This window comes from Phenylobacterium sp., assembly GCF_030698145.1.
Lineage (GTDB): Bacteria > Pseudomonadota > Alphaproteobacteria > Caulobacterales > Caulobacteraceae > Phenylobacterium.
This window is the reverse complement of record NZ_JAUYNW010000080.1, coordinates 1-18,956: the sequence shown is the minus strand read 5'-3', so window position 1 is coordinate 18,956 and position 18,956 is coordinate 1. Positions and strand designations below refer to the sequence as shown.

At 69.4% G+C, this 18,956-nt stretch carries 18 protein-coding genes; 5 read left to right on the top strand and 13 right to left on the bottom strand.

The annotated features are described in order from the left end of the window. Window positions 1-33: 33 nt before the first annotated feature. Entirely contained in the window at window positions 34-900 is an 867-nt protein-coding gene (locus Q8Q77_RS11400; protein ID WP_305583696.1) for a 50S ribosomal protein L11 methyltransferase, read from the top strand. 85 nt (window positions 901-985) lie between these two features. Further along, window positions 986-1,435 carry a hypothetical protein gene (locus Q8Q77_RS11395; RefSeq protein ID WP_305583695.1) on the top strand — a complete coding sequence of 150 codons (450 nt, stop codon included), beginning with the start codon at window positions 986-988 and terminating at the stop codon, window positions 1,433-1,435. Here Q8Q77_RS11395 and Q8Q77_RS11390 read toward each other — a convergent pair. From Q8Q77_RS11390 to Q8Q77_RS11375, 4 genes are all read right to left on the bottom strand, one after another. Further along, window positions 1,432-1,989, bottom strand: coding sequence for a GNAT family N-acetyltransferase (locus Q8Q77_RS11390; RefSeq protein WP_305583694.1), 558 nt, complete (start codon window positions 1,987-1,989; stop codon window positions 1,432-1,434). The two genes, Q8Q77_RS11395 and Q8Q77_RS11390, sit on opposite strands and share 4 nt — an antisense overlap. Window positions 1,990-2,347: 358 nt before the next feature. Beyond that, on the bottom strand, window positions 2,348-2,836 hold the full coding sequence (locus Q8Q77_RS11385; protein ID WP_305583693.1) for a carbonic anhydrase: 489 nt from the start codon (window positions 2,834-2,836) through the stop codon (window positions 2,348-2,350). Window positions 2,837-2,957: 121 nt separating this feature from the next. After that, on the bottom strand, window positions 2,958-3,302 hold the full coding sequence (locus Q8Q77_RS11380; protein ID WP_305583692.1) for a GIY-YIG nuclease family protein: 345 nt from the start codon (window positions 3,300-3,302) through the stop codon (window positions 2,958-2,960). Further along, window positions 3,303-3,758, bottom strand: coding sequence for an ABA4-like family protein (locus Q8Q77_RS11375; protein WP_305583691.1), 456 nt, complete (start codon window positions 3,756-3,758; stop codon window positions 3,303-3,305). Between the two features lie 116 nt (window positions 3,759-3,874). Between Q8Q77_RS11375 and Q8Q77_RS11370 the strand changes: the two genes are divergently transcribed. The 3 genes from Q8Q77_RS11370 to Q8Q77_RS11360 are packed head-to-tail and all read left to right on the top strand — an operon-like array spanning window position 3,875 to window position 7,781. Then, complete coding sequence (locus tag Q8Q77_RS11370) at window positions 3,875-5,044, top strand: MFS transporter (RefSeq protein ID WP_305583690.1); 1,170 nt, start codon at window positions 3,875-3,877, stop codon at window positions 5,042-5,044. A gap of 50 nt (window positions 5,045-5,094) precedes the next feature. After that, on the top strand, window positions 5,095-6,909 hold the full coding sequence (locus Q8Q77_RS11365) for an aminopeptidase P family protein (RefSeq protein ID WP_305583689.1): 1,815 nt from the start codon (window positions 5,095-5,097) through the stop codon (window positions 6,907-6,909). 26 nt (window positions 6,910-6,935) lie between these two features. Then, window positions 6,936-7,781: a class I SAM-dependent methyltransferase gene (locus tag Q8Q77_RS11360; RefSeq protein WP_305583688.1), complete on the top strand. Its 846-nt coding sequence runs from the start codon at window positions 6,936-6,938 to the stop codon at window positions 7,779-7,781. An 8-nt stretch (window positions 7,782-7,789) separates the two neighbouring features. On the opposite strand, the gene Q8Q77_RS11355 is transcribed toward Q8Q77_RS11360, so the two are convergent. The 9 genes from Q8Q77_RS11355 to Q8Q77_RS11315 all read right to left on the bottom strand — a co-directional run. Further along, a complete protein-coding gene (locus Q8Q77_RS11355) occupies window positions 7,790-9,520 on the bottom strand; it encodes a hypothetical protein (protein WP_305583687.1) in 1,731 nt (576 codons plus the stop codon). A 21-nt stretch (window positions 9,521-9,541) separates the two neighbouring features. Then, a complete protein-coding gene (locus Q8Q77_RS11350; protein ID WP_305583686.1) occupies window positions 9,542-9,922 on the bottom strand; it encodes a hypothetical protein in 381 nt (126 codons plus the stop codon). 28 nt (window positions 9,923-9,950) lie between these two features. Further along, a complete protein-coding gene (locus Q8Q77_RS11345; RefSeq protein WP_305583685.1) occupies window positions 9,951-10,466 on the bottom strand; it encodes a YdcF family protein in 516 nt (171 codons plus the stop codon). Between the two features lie 10 nt (window positions 10,467-10,476). Further along, window positions 10,477-12,819, bottom strand: a complete 2,343-nt coding sequence (gene ligA / locus Q8Q77_RS11340) for an NAD-dependent DNA ligase LigA (protein ID WP_305583683.1) — start codon at window positions 12,817-12,819, stop codon at window positions 10,477-10,479. 165 nt (window positions 12,820-12,984) lie between these two features. After that, window positions 12,985-14,682 carry a DNA repair protein RecN gene (recN, locus tag Q8Q77_RS11335; RefSeq protein WP_305583682.1) on the bottom strand — a complete coding sequence of 566 codons (1,698 nt, stop codon included), beginning with the start codon at window positions 14,680-14,682 and terminating at the stop codon, window positions 12,985-12,987. 58 nt (window positions 14,683-14,740) lie between these two features. Then, entirely contained in the window at window positions 14,741-15,733 is a 993-nt protein-coding gene (locus Q8Q77_RS11330) for an outer membrane protein assembly factor BamD (RefSeq protein WP_371130447.1), read from the bottom strand. A 120-nt stretch (window positions 15,734-15,853) separates the two neighbouring features. Next, window positions 15,854-16,747 (bottom strand): UDP-3-O-acyl-N-acetylglucosamine deacetylase, encoded by an 894-nt coding sequence (lpxC, locus tag Q8Q77_RS11325; protein ID WP_305583681.1) that lies wholly within the window; start codon window positions 16,745-16,747, stop codon window positions 15,854-15,856. A gap of 248 nt (window positions 16,748-16,995) precedes the next feature. Continuing rightward, complete coding sequence (gene ftsZ, locus Q8Q77_RS11320; RefSeq protein ID WP_305583680.1) at window positions 16,996-18,555, bottom strand: cell division protein FtsZ; 1,560 nt, start codon at window positions 18,553-18,555, stop codon at window positions 16,996-16,998. Between the two features lie 216 nt (window positions 18,556-18,771). After that, a partial coding sequence (locus tag Q8Q77_RS11315) for a hypothetical protein (RefSeq protein ID WP_305583679.1) occupies window positions 18,772-18,956 on the bottom strand: 185 nt, incomplete at its 5' end.

The following is an 18,956-nucleotide window of genomic DNA, read 5'->3' as shown; positions in this document are numbered from 1 at the left end:
GCCTTTCGGAGCCGCGCGCTCTAAAGGGCGCGGATGACCGAAGACGCCCTCCAGATCATCGCCCGCGGGCCCCGCGCCGTCGCCGAAGCCGCCGCCGAGGCCGTCGACGCCGATCCCATGCTGGAAGGCGTGACCTATTCCATCCTGGAAGAGGACGAGGACCACGACGTCTGGCGGATCGACGCCTTCCCTACCTCGACCGAGGAGGCCGATGGCCTGGTCGCGGCCCTTGCCGGGTTTCCCAAGCTGAAGACCGTGGTCGAGAAGCTGGCCGACGCCGACTGGCTGGCCATGGCGCTCTCGGGCCTGCCCCCGGTCCGGGCCGGGCGGTTCTTCGTGTTCGGCGCCCATGACACTGGCCGCGCGCCGGTCAATGCCGTCAACCTGCGCATCGAGGCCGGCGCGGCCTTCGGCACCGGTCACCATGGCACCACGGTGGGCTGTCTTCAGGCCTATGACCAACTCATCAAGGCCAGGCGGTTCGAGCGGGTGCTGGACGTGGGCGCCGGCACCGGCGTGCTGGCCATCGCCGCGGCGCGCACCGGCAGCCGCAAGGCGGTCGGCACCGACATCGACCGGCCCTCGGTCCGCATCTCGCAGGAGAACGCCAAGCTGAACCAGGCGGACGCCCGCTTCGTCCACGCCTCGGGCCTGGGCCACCGGCTGGTGCGCGAAGCCGCGCCCTACGACCTGGTGTTCGCCAACATCCTGGCCGCCCCCCTGATCGCCCTGTCGCAGGACATAAAGGGCGCGCTGAAGCCGGGCGGAACTGCGATCCTGTCAGGCCTGCTGCGCACCCAGGAACGGCGCGTGTTCGCCGCCTACCGCTCGCGTGGTTTCCGCCTGCATCGGCGCATCCACCGCGACGCGTGGGCGACCCTCGTGCTGCGGCGGGCTTGAAGCGGATCGGAACCCTCGCGCCATCGTCACGTTTCTCCGACCGACAAGCGCGGCCTCGCGGCCCCGTGTCCCAGGAGGAAAGAAAATGGCTGATCCCAACGAACCGCATGTCGAGAAGACCATAACGGAGGGGCCCGCGACGGTCCGACGCGAGGAAGTCCGCACCGTTGGAGCGACCAGCAGCGGCAGCAACGCCGGCTGGTGGATCGCGGCCCTGGTGGCGATCGTCGCCATCGTCGGCCTGTTCTTCGTGTTCAACACCGGCACCACCGACGAGGGTGACCTGATGGCGGCCCGCGAGAGCGGCCGCAGCGAAGCCATGATCGACAGCGCCACGGCCGATGCCCAGGCGGCGGCTGTCGCCGCGACCGAGTCCTCGCGTCAAGCTGCGTCCGGTGTGGCCACCGCCACCCGCTCGGCGGCCGACAGCGCCAGCGCCGCGGCCGAACGTTCGGCCCAGGCGGCTGAGAGCGCCGCCGTCAGCGCCGGCGACGCCGCCGCCGACGCCGCCGCCACCACCGAACCCCCGCGCTAAACGGGCGGGCCACGGCGGGCCGCCCACTCCTGCGCCAGCACGGCGTAGAGGTGGGTGTCCCGCCAGCGGCCCTTGACCTGCGTGTCCTGCAGGAACGTGCCCTCCCGCCGCATGCCGATCTTTTCCATCACGCCGTATGAACCGGCGTTGCCCACATCGCAGGTCGCCCAGATCCGATGCAGGCCGAAGCGCTCGAACCCCAGCTCCAGCATCGCCGCGGCGGCCTCCGAGCCGTAGCCTTGCCGCCAGTAGCCGCTGTGCAGGCTGTAGCCGAGGTCAGCGGTCTCCTTGCCCTGATAGTCCATCCGGATCGAGCCGATCAGCCGGCGCTCCGCGACCACCTCGATCGCCAGGTTCACGCCCAGGCGCACGACCTGGGCCTGCTCGGCGAACCAGCGGTCGAGCGCCTCCTGGGTCTGCTGGGGCGTGTTGGGGCCCCAGTCCATGAACCGCACCACCGCCTCGTCGACGGCGTATTCATGGATGGCGTCGAAATCGTCCGCGCGGAAGTCCCGCAGCAGCAGCCGTTTGGTTCGTATGGGGAAGTGGGTCATCTGAGCTCTCCGTGGGTCACGCCAGCGGACGGGCTCGTTTCCTCGACCCCGGCCGGCTTGGGCAGGGGTCGTGGGTCTTATCGAAGCAGGCGGTCAGCCCACGCGAAGACGCACGGCCCCGAGGGGACCGCAGGAATTCGAGAGAGTGGCGGCGCTGCGCATGGGCGGACTGTGCCACAGGCCAGCTAACCAGGTCCAGATAGACCATGATGCTCCCCTCCTGGGGGAGCTGTCGGCGAAGCCGACTGAGTGGGACTTTGGCCCTTGTTTGTGGGCTTCAGCCCCCACCGTCACGTCGCCGATAGAGGCGACGCGCCACCTCCCCCTAGCCGCGCTGCGCGCTGGGGGAGGATCTATTCTAGACGATCTGGGTGACTTTGCCGTCGAGGCCCATCAGGCCGATCTCGACCTCCAGGTGCGGATGGCGGCCGGTGACCTGGGACCGCAGGGCGTAGAGCTGCTTCACGTGGCTCTTCCACTCAGTCTCGGTGTCCTTCACCGCGTCGGGGCCCAGGATCAGCTTGTAGGCGCCGCAGTCGCGGTGATCGACGACGATCAGCCGATGCACCTCGTGCAGCTGCACGGCCAGGTCCAGATGGGCCCAGAAGATCTCGTTCCAGGCCGGATACTTGTCGTTGAGCGCGCCGAGCGACGCGCCCGCCAGGATCATGTGGTCGTACTTGTCGCGTAGACCGCGCGCCGCCATGTAGCCCTCGACCTCGTTGGCCAGGCGATAGTCCATGCAGGTGAGCAGCAGTGCCTCGGCATGGCCGGCCGCGCGGGCGACACCGGGCGTCAGGCTGGACAGCAGGGCCACCCCACCGCCGAGCGCGATCGAGCTTAGCATGGTCCGCCGGGACATCTCCGGCCAGGTCGCGTGCCGCGCGCAGCAAGTCATGAGAGCCCCCGCTCGTTAACCAGGGCGAAGCTTCACCCGGGGCAGCTTACCAAAGCGATACCGTTGAGCGTCAGGCGATCGCCGACTTGGCGTCCAGGGCCGCGGCCCAGTGGCGCAGGCGTTCCTTCAGCCAGGTGTCGCGGCCGATGGCGGTCATGTCCGCGTCGTCCAGCGCCTCGACGATCGCATAGACGACGCCGGCCTCGCCGTGGGCGTTCCAGGCGGCCTGCAGGTCGCGATTGCGGTGCGAGCCGTGGCGCAGGGAGAACATGACGCTGTTCACCTGGCTGTCGATGGCGCGTGAGTTTCCCACCCAGGTCTGCCCGGTCGCTGCGCAGGTCAGGCTGTACACGCCCGGGCGGCTCTTAATCTCCTTGTAGTCACGGACCGCCGCGCGTCTGGCCGACTTCTCCATCTAGGTTCTCCGACCTTGTCTGAAGGCCAGGCCGACGCCCAGGAAAAGGAGCAGCCCGATCGGCCCGAACAGGAAGGTGAGCGCCAGGCAGGGCAGCAGCGCCCAGTGAGGCACGCCCCACTTCGGCGCGACATCCGCCTCCCAGGCCCCGACCCAGAGGTCGAAGGCCAGATAATGCACCCAGCCCACCAGCATGATCTCCGGCTGAGCGAAGGCCGCGCTGAGGCCGGTCAGGCTGGTGAAATCCGCACCCTCTCCACCATTGATCCACCGCGTGACCATCAGCGCCGTATAGAGCGCGGCGAGGATCGCGGCGCTCGCCCGGGCGGCCAGGATGATCGGCTGGCGCCGCACCGGCGCGAACGCGAGCAGCAGCCAGGGCGCCAGGACGCCCATGCTCGCCGCCGTGAAGAGTTGTTCGGTGGTCATCAGCAGCCCCTCCGCCTTGGTCGACATCTAGCCAAGCTGGCCCTCAATGTCAATTATACCCGGATAAAATACTTCGCGCCGGCTTTGGTCCGTGAGCGGATCGGCGCATCCTCCAGCCTTTGGGATTCGGGAGGCAAGACCAGATGGCGGCGCAGAGCATCAGCCCCCGCCGCGCCGTCCTGACGCTCGGAACCACGCAGACCATTGGCTATGGCTGCTCCAGCTACCTGCCCGCCTCGCTCGCGGGTTCCATGGCCGACGGGGTCGGGACATCCAGCGCCTTTGTGTTCGGCGCCTTCTCCGGCGCCCTGCTGATCCACGCCTTCGCCGGGCCGGCCGCCGGTCGGGCGGTCGACCGCAGCGGCGCGCGCCTGCCGCTGTCGGCGGCCAGCATCATCCTGGCCCTGGGGCTGGCGGCGTTGTCGCTCTCCCAGACGCCCCTGCACCTGGCGCTGGCCTGGCTGGTGGTGGGACTGGGCATGGCGCTCGGCCTCTATGACATCGCCTTCGCGGGCCTGGTCGGCTGGTTCGGGACCGACGCCCGGCGCTCGATCACCGGGGTGACCTTGATCGCCGGCTTCGCCTCGACGATCGCCTGGCCGCTCACCGCCTGGCTGGATCATGAGATCGGCTGGCGCGGCGCGTGCCTAGTCTGGGCCGCGGCCAATCTGGTCATCGCCCTGCCCCTGCACCTGACCCTGCCCCGCGACGCGCCCCAGTTGGTCGCGACGGCCGACGAGGCGGCGGCCCAGGTCCCGGACGATCCCGCGCCGGTCGCGCTCCAGATGGTCCTACTGGCCACCGCCCTGGCGATCATGGCCGGCATAGGCTCGATCATGGGCGCCCACCTGCCGCCCCTGCTGATGGCGATGGGCGCCAGCGCCGCGGCTGCGGTGGCGGCGGGCATGCTGGTCGGCCCGGCCCAGGTAGCCGCCCGGTTCGCCGAGTTCATCCTGGTCCGCCGCATCCACCCCTTGGCGTCCGGCCGCGCGGCCGTCGTCGCCTTCCCGGTCGGCGCGGCCATGCTGCTGGCGATGGGCCCCGTCGCCGCCGCGCCGTTCGCGATCCTCTATGGCGCCGGCAACGGGCTCTTCACCATCGTGCGCGGGACCCTTCCCCTGGCCCTGTTCGGGACGCGGAACTATGGCGGACGGCTGGGATCCCTGAACGTTCCGGCCCGGATCGTCGGCGCCATCGCACCATTCCTCTTCGCCCTCGCCCTGGCGCGTTCTGTGGAGCTGGCGCTGGGCGTGCTGATCGGGGCCAGCGTGCTGGCCTTCCTCTGCCTGCTGTTGCTGCGTCGTCCCGAGTGAGGCCGCGCGCGAAGGTGGCGAAAGCCGGCGACCTTCCCTAAGTTCGCGCCATGCGCCAGACCTTCGACGAAAGCACCGACCCTTCCTTCGGCCCCAGGCATGTCCCGCTGATCCGACAGGCCATGTCGGCCCAGGGGCTCGACGGCCTGCTCGTGCCCCACGAGGACGAGCACCAGAACGAGTATCTGCCGCAGGCCAATGACCGCCTGGGCTGGGCCACCGGCTTCACCGGCTCGGCGGGCGCGGCGGTGATCCTCAAGGACAAGGCCGCGATCTTCGTGGACGGCCGCTACACGCTCCAGGTTCGCGACCAGGTGGACCAGGACGTGTTCGAGATCCGCGATCTCGTGGAAGGCGGCGTGCCGGCCTATCTGGAAACCGCCACCGGTCAGGGCCAGACCATCGGCTATGACCCGCGCCTGCACTCGCCCGACGCCCTGGAACGCCTGAAGGCCGCCGCCGCCAAGGCCGGCGCCACGCTCAAGCCCGTCGCCCCCAACCCCCTCGACACCGCCTGGGGCGCCGCGCGTCCCGCCCAGCCGACCGCGCCCGTCGTGCCCCAGCCGCTCGCCTATGCCGGCGAGGAGGCCGCCGCCAAGCGCGCCCGGGTCGGCGAGGCCCTGGCCGGCAAGAACGCCGACGCCGCGGTGCTGACCGCGCCGTCGTCCATCGCCTGGCTGTTTAATGTCCGCGGCGGCGACGTGATCCGCTCGCCCCTGCCCCTGGGCCAGGCGATCCTCAATCGCGACGGGACAGCCCGTCTGTTCCTCGACCCCGTAAAGGTCGGCGATGACCTGCGCGCCTGGCTGGGCAACGAGGTGCGGCTGGAGGCCCCCGACGACCTGCCCGCCGCCCTGGCCGAGCTGAAGGGCAAGAGGGTCCTGGTCGACCCCGGCCAGTCCTCGGCCTGGTACTTCGACGCCCTTGCCAGGGCCGGCGCCGAGGTGGTCCGCGGCGACGATCCCTGCGCGCTGCCCCGCGCCTGCAAGAACGCCGTCGAGATCGAGGGGACCCGCGAGGCCCACCGCCGCGACGGCGCGGCCGTCACCCGGTTCCTGCACTGGCTGGCCACCGACGCCCAGACCCGCACGGTCGACGAGATCGAGGTGGTGACCCAGCTTGAGGCCTTCCGCCAGGCCACTGGGGCGTTGAAGGACCTCTCCTTCGACACCATCGCCGGGGCGGCCTCCAACGGCGCCATCGTCCACTACCGCCCGACCAACCGCCTAAACAGGGCGACTGAGCAGGGCTCCCTGCTCCTGGTCGATTCCGGCGCCCAGTACCTGGACGGCACCACCGACATCACCCGCACGGTCGCCATCGGCGAACCCAGCCAGGAGATGACCGAGCGCTTCACCCTGGTCCTGAAGGGTCACCTGGCCTTGGCGGCGATCCGCTTCCCGGCCGGCACGACCGGCTCGGCTCTCGACGCCCTGGCCCGCGCTCCGCTCTGGATGATGGGCCTGGACTACGACCATGGCACCGGCCACGGCGTCGGCTCCTATCTGGGCGTCCACGAGGGGCCGCAGCGGATCTCCAAGCTGCCCAATTTCGTGGCCCTGCGGCCGGGGATGATCGTCTCCAACGAGCCCGGCTACTACAAGGAAGGCGCCTACGGCATCCGTATCGAGAACCTGCAGTACGTCACAGAGGCCGCGCCGATTCCCGGCGGCGAACGGGCGATGCACGGTTTCGAGACCCTGACCCTGGCCCCGATGGATCGCCGCCTGGTGGCCGTCGAGAAGTTGACCCCCGCCGAGCGCGACCAGCTCAACGCCTACCATGCCCGGGTCTGGGCCGAAATCGGACCACGCGTCGACGGCGATGTGCGGACCTGGCTCGAGGCGGCCTGCAAACCCATCTAGCCGAACGCTCCGGGAGGGGCCGCCCAATGACCACGACAGACGAAACGGCCGCCAACGCCGCCCAGATCGAATACTGGAACGCCGGGGCGGGCGACACCTGGGCGAGCCTGCAGGACCGCATGGACGCCCAGCTCGAGCCCCTGGGCCAGGAGGCCACGGCCGCCTTGGCGCCCAGGCCCGGCGAGCGGATCCTGGATATCGGCTGTGGGTCCGGCCAGACCAGCCTGGCGCTGGCGGAGGCCGTTGCGCCGGGCGGGTCGGTGCTCGGCGTCGACATCTCACGGCCCCTGCTGGAGGTTGCCCGCCGCCGCGCCGGCCCGAACGGACCGGACTTCCTCGAGGCCGACGCCCAGACCTATCCCTTCGAGCCGGGCGCCTTCGACGGCGCGTTCTCGCGCTTCGGCGTGATGTTCTTCGCCGATCCCGTGGCGGCCTTCAGCAATATCCGCCGCGCCCTCAAGCCGGGCGGTCGTCTGGGCTTCGTCTGCTGGCGCAGGCCCGACGAGAACCCGTTCATGACCCTGCCGATGGCCGCCGCCCTGTCCCTGCTGCCGCCGCCGCCGCCCAACGATCCGCTCGCCCCGGGCCCCTTCGCCTTCGCCGATCCGGCGCGGGCGCGCGACATCCTCGCCCAAGCCGGGTTCGACGCCATCGAGACCACCCCGCACGACCGCAAGATCGGCAGCGGCGACCTGGAACAGACGCTCGGCGTGGCGCTGAAGGTCGGCCCGCTGGGCGCCATGCTCCGCGAGCACCCGGAGCAGCGGGACAAGGTGATCGGCGCCGTGCGCGAGGCCCTACGGCCCCACGCAGGCGAGGATGGCGTCAAGCTGCCGTCCGCCAGCTGGATCGTCACGGCCCGCTCGGCGTGAAGCGCACCTCAGCTGTCGCAGACTCCCGGCAGGCTCAAGATGTTCGCGCCCGCGGCCAGGACGAAGGGCGACTTGTCGATCACATTTGCCGCGCGCGCGTCATGTCCACGCTGGGCCGTCAGATAGTCGCCCAGCGCCTTGCCAGTCTCATAGTTGAACACCAGGCGCAGCTGTCCCGAAGGTTGGCGAAGCGCCGCCATTAGCCCATAGGCGGCCGATCCGTTGGGCTGCAGGGTCCGCGGCGGCCGGATCGCGCCCACCACCTGCTGACCGTTGAACACAAATCTCTTGGCGTCCAGCCAGACCTTGTCCGCCTGCACCTTGGCGATAGCCGCCTCGCGCGCGCCGGCCTTTTCGAAGGTGAAGGTATAGGAATTGAGGATCAGCATATTCCGCCACGCCTCCGCGGGGCGGATGTAGGACGCGCTCCAGGTCAGGCCCGAGACGCCTCCCGCCGCTGGCCGAGGCGCCACATCGCGGAAGGCCACATAGTCGAGCCGCGCGACGCTGGTGCGTCCCTTGCCGCCGTCCTCCAGCAGGGGCGTGAGGCTGACCTCGACGTCCTCGCACCCTCGCCGCGCCCCGTCGAAATTGAGGGTCTGCAGGGCGAAGCTGTAGTTGAACGCCTCTCCGGCCCGGTTCCCGACCGGCCGGTATTCCGGCGGAACCCCGTCCTCGTTCACGGTGATCCCGTTGACCCGCAGCCCCACCTCGACCGAGGTGACGGCGGGCTGGTTCTTGAACGCATCGGTCTCCAGGCGGAAAATCGTATAGCCAGTTCCGGCTCCCTTTCGTTCGATCAGGGCTTCCAGCGAGGGAACGTTCCATGTCGGTTTCTGCGCTGCGGCGCCCTCTGCCCCGCCTGGCTGGAGCCTATGGCTGGCCCGCCAGACCCGGGCCGGCGGGTTCGCCTGGACGATGGCTGGGGCCGGGCAAAGGCGCAGCATCTTGGTGGACTGGGTCGAGGGGCGGCAGTCCTTGCCCTCGACGCACTGGAAATGATCGTAGTCGATCCCGGTGGGCGGCGGCGCGGGCGCCCGCTCGACACAGAACGAGGTGAGCGCCGGGTTCGCGCCGCCCAGGGCCGAACTCGCCGCCTCCGGCGCGATCCAGCCCTTGATCGGCTTCCCGGCCGCCGGATAGGCGAAGTCCTGCACGAAATAGGGAATCCCCGTGGGATCCTGCACCGAGATCCAGTTCTTCACCTGACGCGAAGGGGTCGTCGCGTGCAGCACCAGGCGATCGGTGAAGCGGTTCCGGTCAAGCGGCCCCGAGCGCTGAAATGCGAACCGGAAGCTGATCTCGGCAAGGCCGCTCACCCCGGTGATGCGTTCGATGGCGCGCGCATAGTTCACGAAGGCCGGGTCCACCCGTTCCTGCATGCACTTGCGGACCTTGTCGTCCTGGATCGACCATAGGGACTTCGGCAGGTCCCGCGCCGAGGAGCGGACGATCTGCTCCTTCTGTTCGGCGCTGGCCCCGAGCGAGCCGAAAGCCACCAACTTGACCCAGCCCTGCGACAGGTTCGCCAGGAAGCTTTTCTGCTGCGTCTTGGTGTAACTCGCCAGGCAGACCCGCTCGGCCGCCGCCGTAACGCGGTTCAGTTCCGCCCCGACCGCGTCAAGGGTCTTCAGATCCTGTGCGGAAACTTGCGCCCGGGCTGCCGGCCCCGCCACGGCCAACGCGCCGGCGGCGGCCAGACCACGGATGATCCTTAGACCTCGTCGCGGAGCCGGCATGATCGTTCCCTGCCTCGCGTTCTATCCGGCTCGCATCGCCAGGTCGGCGATCTTCCGCATCTGTTCTGCGAAGGGCTCCATACAGGCGCGGGCCGCCGCCATTTCCGGAGCCTTCAGCTTTTCCGGGAAATCGATGGCGCCGCGCAGCGCGACCTCGCGGCGCTCTGCGGTCGCCGCGGCCTTGACGCCCTTGATCAGTTCGATCTGAGACGTGACGCTGGCCGCCGTCCGCGTGTCAGTGCCCACTAGGCAGGTCCGCTCCGCAGTCTCGGCCAGGAGCACCAGTTGCCTGCCATAGGGATCGTCGGGGGCCGGCGGCTTCGGGATCAGTTGCGGGATAATCAGGATTCCCAACACCACGACGACCAAGGCCGCCACGCCGATCAACAGGTATTTGGTCATCGCCCCATCCTGTGCCGCCGAGGGCGGGTCAGGTCCTATAGAGCCGCCTAAATGCCACCGTGTGCAAGAGCAATATACAATCATAAGGAGTCGAAATGAACTCCTTTGCGACATAGGTCAGCCACTTCGCCGGGCCCAGGGACGGCAGGTCCCGCGCCATCGGCGGTCGGCGGGTTCGATAGCCGAGTATCGCAAACAGCAGGGCGCAGCGCGGCTGGTGGTAGCCGCTGGTGCAGACCAGGATCTCATCTGCGTCGCCGCGGGCCTCAAGCAGGGCGTGGCAAAGGCGAACGGAAGCCAGGGTGTCGCTCGCCTGGCCCTCGACCACGATCCGGCTGGCGGGAACCCCCGCGGCGCGCAGGATTCTCCCGATCACCTCGGCCTCGACGAATCCTGCCTTGCCCAGCCCGCCAGTGGGCATGAAGCAGCAGTTGTCGAGATCGCTGGAGGCCTTGAGCGCGCCCTCAATCCGCCTCTGAAGGCTGCCGCTTGGCTGCCCGTCCGGGCGAACCGCTGCGCCGAAGATGACGAGGTAGGTCGCCAATCCCGGGGCCTCAGCCTGCGCCGACGAGGGCCAGCCACTCGTCCTCGGTCATTACCGGGATGCCGAGGTCGGTGGCGGCCTTCAGCTTCGAGCCCGCGCCGGGGCCCGCCACCACCAGGTCGGTCTTCTTCGACACCGAGCCGGAGACCTTGGCCCCCAGGGCCTCGGCCTGGGCCTTGGCTTCGTCGCGGGTCATCTTCTCGAGCGCGCCGGTGAAGACGATGGTCTTGCCGGCCACGGCGGTGTCGGTCTTCGGCCGCTCGGCCGGAATGACCTCCAGCTCGTCCCACAGGCTCTGGACCAGCCCGCGATTGTGTTCCTCGGCGAAGAAGTCGGCGATCATCCGGGCGGCCACCGGCCCCACGGCGTCCACCGAGGCGATCTCGCGAAAGTCCTCGCCCGGGGTCTCGGCCAAGGCCGCCAGGGCCGCCGCCTCGAAGCTCGTCCAGTCGCCGAACCGTTCGGCGAGGGAGGCGCGCGCCTTGCTGTTGAGGCGAGGGATCGCAAGGCGCAGGTGTTCCTCCAGCGAGGCTCCGGCCGGGATCAGCATCGGCTGGCGGCCGCGGGCGAAGGCCATGATGGCGTCCACCGCCGTCGGCCCCACCCCGTCGAGATCGGCCAAGGCGCGCGCGCCCTCGCCCGGCCGCTGTTCCGAGGCCCTGATCGCGGTGGAGACGCAGGCCTCGACTGTCTCGAAATGCCGCGCCAGGGCGATCGAGGTGCTTTCGCCGATATGGCGGATGCCCAGGCCGAATATGAATCGGTCCAGCGGGATCGCCCGCTTGGCCTCGATGCCGGCGACCAGGTTGCGGACCGAGGTCTCGCCATAGCCGTCCGTCTCGCGCAGTTCAGCAAGCTTCTCCTGGTCGCGGGCCAGCTTGAAGATGTCGGCGGGCGAACGGATCCAGCCGCGCTCGTAGAAGGCGGTGAGCTGCTTCTCCCCCAGGCCCTCGATGTCGTAGGCGCGGCGGGAGACGAAGTGGCGCAGGTGCTCGATACGCTGGAACGGACAGGCGAACTCGCCGGTGCAGCGCCGCACCACCGTCTCCGCCCCCGAGGCCGTCGTCTCGCGCGCCAGGGGCGTGTGAAGCGGGCACGGGCAGTGGGTCGGGAACTCGTAGGGTTCCGGCCCGCGGGGCTCGTCCTCGACCACCCTGACGATCTGGGGGATCACGTCGCCGGCCCGCTGCAGGATCACCGTGTCGCCGACCCGCAGGTCCTTGCGCGCGATCTCGTCGGCGTTGTGCAGGGTGGCGTTGACCACCACCACGCCGCCGACCGTTACCGGACGCAGCCGCGCGACGGGCGTCACCGCCCCGGTGCGGCCGACCTGGATGTCGATGGCCTCAAGTACGGTGCGGGCCTGCTCGGCCGGGAACTTGCGCGCGATCGCCCAGCGGGGGGTGCGGGTGATGAAGCCCAGCCGCTGTTGCCAGTCCAGCCGGTCGACCTTGTAGACCACACCGTCGATGTCGTAGCCAAGCTTCGGGCGGGCGGCCTCCATGTCGGCATAGGCGGCCAGCAGGCCCTTGGCGTCGGTGACGCACTGGCTCTCCGGCGTGGTCTGGAAGCCCCAGGCCTTCAGCAGACCAAGCGCGTCCCACTGACTCTTGGCGAAGGAAGCGCTGTGGAAACCCCAGGCATAGGCGAAGAACCGCAGGGGCCGGGTCGCGGTGATCTTCGGGTCGATTTGGCGCAGGGAGCCGGCCGCGGCGTTGCGGGGGTTGGCGTAGGTCTTCTGGCCGGCCGCCTCGTTGGCGGCGTTGAGCCGGGCGAACTCCTCATGGCCTAGATAGACCTCGCCTCGGATCTCGATGACGTCAGGCCAGCCGGACCCCGACAGCCGCTTGGGGATTTCCGACAGGGTGCGCAGGTTCTCGGTGACGTCCTCGCCCACCCGGCCGTCGCCCCGCGTGGCGCCCTGGACCAGCACGCCCTTCTCGTAGCGCATGGAGGCCGACAGGCCGTCGATCTTCGGCTCGGCGGTATAGGCCACCGGCTCGCCGGCCGAGAGCCGCAGGAACCGCCGGATCCGCGCGTCGAACTCCACCGCGTCCTCGTTGGAGAAGGCGTTGTCGAGGCTCAGCATCGGCACGCCGTGCTCGACCGGCGAGAACTGCTCGTTGCGCGCCGCCCCCACACGCAGCGACGGCGAGTTCTCGCGAATCAGGTGTGAGAACGCCGCCTCGAGCTCGAGATTGCGGCGCTTGAGCGCGTCATAGTCGGCGTCGGTGATCGTCGGCGCGTCGTCGCGATGGTAGCGCAGGTCATGCTCGGCCAGTTCGTCGGCGAGCCGGGTCATCTCCTCGGCCGCTTCGGCCTCGGACGGCGTAGGCGCAAGCTTGTCCGCCATCAGATCCTCCCCCAGCGCGAAGCGCGGTTTGGGGGAGGTGGATCGTCGCCTCTTCGCGACGAGACGGAGGGGGTTGAAGCCCCCGAAAAGGAGTCAAAGCCCCCCTCAGCCAGCTTTGCTGACAGCTCCCCCAAAGGGACAGCATCTTGGAGCTCCAGCGGCATCTCAGGCATGCATCAGGGCCCTGGCGGCAGCTCTTGCTGCATCAGTGATCTGGGCGCCGGCCAGCATGCGCGCGATCTCTTCCTCACGCTCGGCGGCCGACAAGGTCTCCACCGCGGTGCGCAGCCGCTCGCCGTCCCCAGCCTTGGAAATCCGCCAGTGGGCTTCGGCCCGGGCGGCGACCTGCGGCGAGTGGGTGACCACCAGCACCTGGGCGGCGGAGGCCAGGCGCTTCAGACGCAGGCCCACGGCGTCGGCCACGGCCCCGCCCACGCCCTGGTCCACCTCGTCGAAGATCATCAGCGGCTGGGGCCCCTCGGCCCGGCCGGCCAGGGAGGCCTTCAGGGCCAAGGCGAATCGGGCCAGTTCCCCGCCCGAGGCGATGGCGCCCAGGTCGCCGAACGGCGCGCCGGGATTGGTGGCGATCTCGAAGGCCACGCGGTCCTGGCCGCTCGGGCCGGCGCGATCCTCCGGCAGGGGCTCCACGGCGACCCGGAATCGGGCCTTGTCCAGCTTCAGCGGTGCGAGTTCACCCATGACCGCGGTGGCCAGGCGCTCGCCGGCGGCGCCGCGGGCCTCGGTGAGCTTCCCGGCGGCTTCGAGATAGGCGGCTCGGGCAGCGGCCACGGCGGCCTCGGCGGCCTTCAGGTCGTCCTCAGAGGACTCCATGGCCCGCAGCCGTGCGGCGAACCGGACCCGCAGGATCGGCAGTTCCTCGACGCTGACCGTGAGTTTACGGGCCATGCCGCGCAGCTCGAACAGCCGCTCTTCGGTCTTCTCCAGCTGGTCGGGGCGGAAGTCGAAGGCGCCGGCGGCGGCATCGACGGCGGCCTCGGCCTCCTGGGCCTCGCCGAACACCCGGTCGATGGCGGCGCTGGCGGCGGCGAGGCGCGTGACGGCTGTCCCCTCCTCCGTCGCGCCCGCTGCGATGGCGCGGGTGCGGGCGTGCTCCACGGCCCGGATCGCCTGAGCGAGCTTGCCCGAGAGCCCGTTGAAGGCCTCCCGCGCGTCGGAGATGTCGGAGAGCGCCTTCTCCGCGGCGCCCAGTATGGCGCGCTCCTCGGCCAGCACCGTCTCCTCGCCCGGCTGGGGATCGAGACGGTCCAGTTCGGAGAGCCGCAGGGTCAGCTCCTCGCTCTCGGCGGCGGCGCGCCCGACGATCTCGCGCAGTTCGTCGGCGCGGGCGCGGGTGGCGCGCCAGTCGGTCCATCGCGCGGCGACCGCGCCGCCCAGGCCGGCCAGCGAGCCGTAGGCGTCCAGCAGAGGGCGATGCGTGCGGGCGTCCAGCAGGCCCACCGTCTCATGCTGTCCGTGGACTTCGAGCAGCAGGTCGCCCAGTTCGCGCAGCACGGTGGCGCTGGTGGCCTGGTCGTTGACGAAAGCGCGGCTGCGGCCGTCCGCCGACAGGGTGCGGCGCAGGACCAGGTCCTCGTCGCGGGCGTAGGAGAGACCCTTGTCCTCCAGCACGTCCCAGATCGGGTGGTCGGGAGCCGGGGCGAATACGGCCGACACCGCCGCCTGGGCCGCGCCCTGGCGCACCAGGCCCGCCTCGGCGCGGACGCCGACGGCCAGTCCCAAGGCGTCGAGGATGATCGACTTCCCGGCTCCGGTCTCGCCGGTAAGCGCCGTGAGGCCCGGGCCGATGGAAAGGTCCAAGGCCTCGATCAGCACCACGTCGCGGATCCACAGTCCGATCAGCATGTTCGCAAGATCGCCTGGAATCACGCGGGCCGGAAGCCCGTGCGTTCGCTTTAGGTTCCTATTTGTCCGAACCGCCCAGGAACGGGATGCGCGAGAGCAGGCCCTTACGCTTGCGAGGGGCCGGTTTCGCCTGCGCCGGTTCGGCCACGGGGGTCGCCTCGGTGGTCGCCGACGGCGCGTCTTGCGCCTCCGGCGGCTTCACCGTCTTGGACTTGTCCCTCACGAACGGCAGGCGCGACATGATGCCCCGGCGCTGGCCGGTCGGTTCCACGGCGGGACGCAGGCCCTTGTCGGTGAGCAGCTTGTAGGCGTCGCCGTACCAGGCGTCGCCAGGATAGTTGTAGCCCAGCACCGCGCCGTTGCGCTTGGCCTCCTCGGCCAGGCCCAGGGTCAGATAGGCCTCCACCAGGCGGTACAGCGCCTCGGGGGCGTGGCTGGTGGTCTGGTAGCGGTCGATGACGGTCTTGAAGCGGCCGATGGCGGCCAGGGTGTCGCCCTGGCGCAGATAGTAGCGGCCGATGGTCATCTCCTTGCCGCCGAGCTGGTCGTTGACCATGTCGATCTTCAGGCGGGCGTCGGCGGCGTATTCGGTGCGCGGGAACCGCTGAACGATTTCCCGCAGACTGTTCAGCGCCTGGCCGGTCGCGGCCTGGTCGCGACCCACGTCGACGATCTGCTCGAAATAGCAGATGGCCTTCAGATAGTGCGCATAGGCCGCCGCCGGATTGCCGGGATAGAGCGAGATGAAACGCTCGGCGTCGCCGATCGCCTCGGCGTAGTCGTTGCCCTGGTAGTGCGCGTAGGCGGTCATCAGGATCGAGCGCCGCGACCATTCCGAATAGGGATGCTGGCGTTCCACCTCGCCGAAATACTGCACCGCCTGGTTCCACAGCCCGCGATCCAGGCGGTCGGCGCCGGTGGCGTAGAGCAGCTCGACGGGCCGCTCCTCATAGGCGATGCGGGGCTTCTTCTCTTTACCGGCGCAACCGGCCAGGGCGAGGACAGCGATGCCGGCGACGAGCGCCACGCGAGTCCGGGAATGACGAAGCAAGGACACCTTCACCTCAAAGAGACCAACGCGCGCCCCCGCGCCGCGAGTCCCCGCTTCTACAGCATGAGATGCGGGGCGCAAATGCGGCGGTGACGTCCGATTGGAGAAGGCGACGAAGGGTCAGACCGCTTCGGCGAGATCGGCCACCAGGGTGCGGTGACGCCAGGCCTGCGGATTGGCCAGCAGGGCCCGGACCAGCATGTTGTTCACGCCGTGGCCGGCGAGCACGCCCTCGAACCGGCCCAGGATCGGGGCACCCAGGACATAGAGGTCGCCGATGGCGTCGAGCGCCTTGTGGCGCACGAATTCGTCCGGGCGGCGAAGGCCTTCCGGATTGAGGATGCGGTCGCCTTCGATGACGACGGCGTTCTCCATGGAGCCGCCGCGGGCCAGGCCGATGCTGCGGAGATACTCGACCTCGTGCAGGAAGCCGAAGGTGCGGCAGTCGGCCAGTTCGCGGCGAAAGGCCTGCTCGTCCATCGGCAGGTCGACGCGCTGGCGGCCAATGGCGGCCGAGGCAAAGGCGATCTCGAAGGCGACTTCGAACTGGTCGGACGGGCTCAGGGTGGCGCGCTTGTCGCCGTCCACATATTCGATGACGTCGAGGATCTCGATGAAGCGGCGCGGCGCGTCCTGGCCCCGGCGGCCGGCGCGGTCGAGGATCTGCACGAACGGAAGGGACGAGCCGTCCATGATCGGCATCTCGGGGCCGTCCAGCTCGACCACGGCGTTATCGATGTTCAGCATGACCAGGGCGGCCATCAGGTGCTCGATGGTCGCGACCGTCACGCCCGCGGCGTTCTCGATCACGGTGCCCAGCTGGGTCTTGGTCACGGCTTCGCCCGAGACCGGCACGCGGTTGTCGCGGTCCAGCACATCGGTGCGTACGAAGACCACGCCAGCGTCCACCGGCGCGGGGCGGACCGAGACGCGGGTATAGGCGCCGGTGTGGACGCCAACCCCGGCGAAGATCGCGGGGCCTTGCAGGGTCTGTTGGAACACCGATGCGGGCAAGCTCTTCGCCTTCCTAAACGAGCGCCTGGTCGGAGATGACCACGTAGCGCCCCAACAGCCGGATACGGGCCATGCTGCGGCGCGGCAAGACACTTCCTGTTTCGCAATGTTTCGATTTGGGACGGTTAAGAATCCCTTAGGATTCAAGGGCCAGCGGCCTGCCGCCACATCGCCCGGAATCCCCGCCGGAAACGCGACATGGCCGGGACAGGCCCGGCCATGCGTAGGTCCGAATTGTGGTCTCTAGGTCAGTTGGCCAGACGACGCAGGAAGGACGGGATCTCGAGGTCTTCCTGGCTCTCTGCCTGGGCCTCTTGCACCGGCTGCTCGACCGGCAGGGCGCCGCCGCGGCTGGCGGCCGGGCGAGCGGCCTGGGGCGCGGGCGCCGGGGCGTCGTAGCGGGGGCGGCTGCCGAACAGGCTGAGGAAGCCGGTCCGCTGAGGACGGCGATCCTCGAAGGCGGCCTCGCCGAACAGCGGCTCCTCCTCATGCTCCTCGACCGACGGATCGACGATCTTGGTCATCGGGCGAACGATCTGCGCTTCGGGCGCGGAGGGAGCCGGAGCCGCGGCGTAGAGGTCGCCCTGCTCATCTTCTTCGTCGAAGGACGCGGTGACGGGCTCGGGCGCCGGCGTGACGGGCGCATAGGCGGTGGTGACCTCGGGACGCGGAGAGAGCGGCGATGGCGTGTAGGCGGCCGGGCGTTCATAGCTGGGCGCCGGGGTCGGGGCGCGCATCACCGGCTCGGGGACTGGCGGCGTCACGGGGCGCTGGGTCTCGGCACGCAGCGGCGGGGCGGTCAGGGGCCGGCGCTCGACCTTTGGCTCGATGGCGGCGATCGAGGCGCCGTCCATGCCGGTGGCGACCACCGAGACGCGGATCATGCCGTCCAGCGACGGATCGAAGGCCGCGCCGAAGATGATGTTGGCTTCCGGATCGACCTGCTCGGAGATGGCGTTGGCCGCCTCGTCGACTTCCAGCAGGGTCATGTCCAGGCCGCCGGTCACGTTGACCAGCACGGCCTTGGCGCCCTTCAGCGAGACCTCGTCCAGCAGCGGGTTGGCGATGGCGTTCTGGGCGGCCATCAGGGCGCGATCGTCGCCGGTCGCCTCCCCGGTGCCCATCATCGCCTTGCCCATCTCGGTCATGACCGTGCGGACGTCGGCGAAGTCGAGGTTGATCAGGCCCGGCAGGACCATCAGGTCGGTGATCGAACGCACGCCCGAGTGCAGGACCTGGTCGGCCATGCCGAAGGCCTCGGCGAAGGTGGTCCGCTCGTTGGCGACCCGGAACAGGTTCTGGTTCGGAATGACGATCAGGGTGTCGACATAGCGCTGCAGTTCACCGATGCCGGCGTCGGCCAGACGCATGCGGTGGCGGCCCTCGAAGTGGAAGGGCTTGGTGACCACGCCCACCGTCAGGATGCCGCGCTCACGGGCGCACTTGGCGATGATCGGCGCGGCGCCGGTGCCGGTGCCGCCGCCCATGCCCGCGGTGATGAAGATCATGTGGGCGCCGTCGAGGTGCTCGCCGATCTCCGGTATCGACTCCTCGGCCGCGCTCATGCCGACCTCGGGGTGGGCCCCGGCGCCGAGGCCCTGGGTCACCTGCACGCCGAGCTGGATGCGCCGGTCGGTCTTGGAGAAGGAAAGCTGCTGAGCGTCAGTATTGGCGACGACGAACTCGACGCCTTCCAGTCCAGCCTCGATCATGTTGTTGACAGCGTTGCCACCGGCGCCGCCGACGCCGAACACAACGATACGCGGCTTGAGTTCGGTCGCGCGCGGCGCGGAAAGTGCAATAGCCATTGGGACCCTGTGTCTCCGTACCGTGGTCTAGGGAACACTTGGCGACCCGCCCGCCTGGTTCCCGCGACGGATGGCGTTAAGGAAACGCCCACCATCGTTAATTGGCGGTTAACTGCATAAGGCGAGTCGGATGCGCGTCGACCCGTGTGGATAACAATTTTCTTGCTGGGTAAGGGATACGCGTTAACCACGTTGTCGAAACTGCGACGCGATGACTCAGGCGCCCGCTGTTTGAGCTAAGACACTCGCCGAACAAGACATTAGGCGGTAGTGACGATTTAGGATTCCCTGACTGGCGCTGTTCTGATTCAACGCTTCTCTTTGGAGGGTGTGTTGGAAGGCGAGGTTCTTCGGGACGATCAGTGGGCGCGGATCGAGCCGTTCGTGCCGGGCGGTCGCAA

What these genes read in the sequence shown, in the direction of transcription:
- Q8Q77_RS11380 (WP_305583692.1), bottom strand. Translation starts at nt 3,302, where the DNA reads ATGGAGAAGTCGGCCAGACGCGCGGCGGTCCGTGACTACAAGGAGATT.
- Q8Q77_RS11395 (WP_305583695.1), top strand. Translation starts at nt 986, where the DNA reads ATGGCTGATCCCAACGAACCGCATGTCGAGAAGACCATAACGGAGGGG.
- Q8Q77_RS11365 (WP_305583689.1), top strand. Translation starts at nt 5,095, where the DNA reads ATGCGCCAGACCTTCGACGAAAGCACCGACCCTTCCTTCGGCCCCAGG.
- Q8Q77_RS11370 (WP_305583690.1), top strand. Translation starts at nt 3,875, where the DNA reads ATGGCGGCGCAGAGCATCAGCCCCCGCCGCGCCGTCCTGACGCTCGGA.
- Q8Q77_RS11355 (WP_305583687.1), bottom strand. Translation starts at nt 9,520, where the DNA reads ATGCCGGCTCCGCGACGAGGTCTAAGGATCATCCGTGGTCTGGCCGCC.
- Q8Q77_RS11360 (WP_305583688.1), top strand. Translation starts at nt 6,936, where the DNA reads ATGACCACGACAGACGAAACGGCCGCCAACGCCGCCCAGATCGAATAC.
- Q8Q77_RS11350 (WP_305583686.1), bottom strand. Translation starts at nt 9,922, where the DNA reads ATGACCAAATACCTGTTGATCGGCGTGGCGGCCTTGGTCGTCGTGGTG.
- Q8Q77_RS11390 (WP_305583694.1), bottom strand. Translation starts at nt 1,989, where the DNA reads ATGACCCACTTCCCCATACGAACCAAACGGCTGCTGCTGCGGGACTTC.
- Q8Q77_RS11385 (WP_305583693.1), bottom strand. Translation starts at nt 2,836, where the DNA reads ATGCTAAGCTCGATCGCGCTCGGCGGTGGGGTGGCCCTGCTGTCCAGC.
- recN (WP_305583682.1), bottom strand. Translation starts at nt 14,682, where the DNA reads ATGCTGATCGGACTGTGGATCCGCGACGTGGTGCTGATCGAGGCCTTG.
- ftsZ (WP_305583680.1), bottom strand. Translation starts at nt 18,555, where the DNA reads ATGGCTATTGCACTTTCCGCGCCGCGCGCGACCGAACTCAAGCCGCGT.
- Q8Q77_RS11400 (WP_305583696.1), top strand. Translation starts at nt 34, where the DNA reads ATGACCGAAGACGCCCTCCAGATCATCGCCCGCGGGCCCCGCGCCGTC.
- ligA (WP_305583683.1), bottom strand. Translation starts at nt 12,819, where the DNA reads ATGGCGGACAAGCTTGCGCCTACGCCGTCCGAGGCCGAAGCGGCCGAG.
- Q8Q77_RS11375 (WP_305583691.1), bottom strand. Translation starts at nt 3,758, where the DNA reads ATGTCGACCAAGGCGGAGGGGCTGCTGATGACCACCGAACAACTCTTC.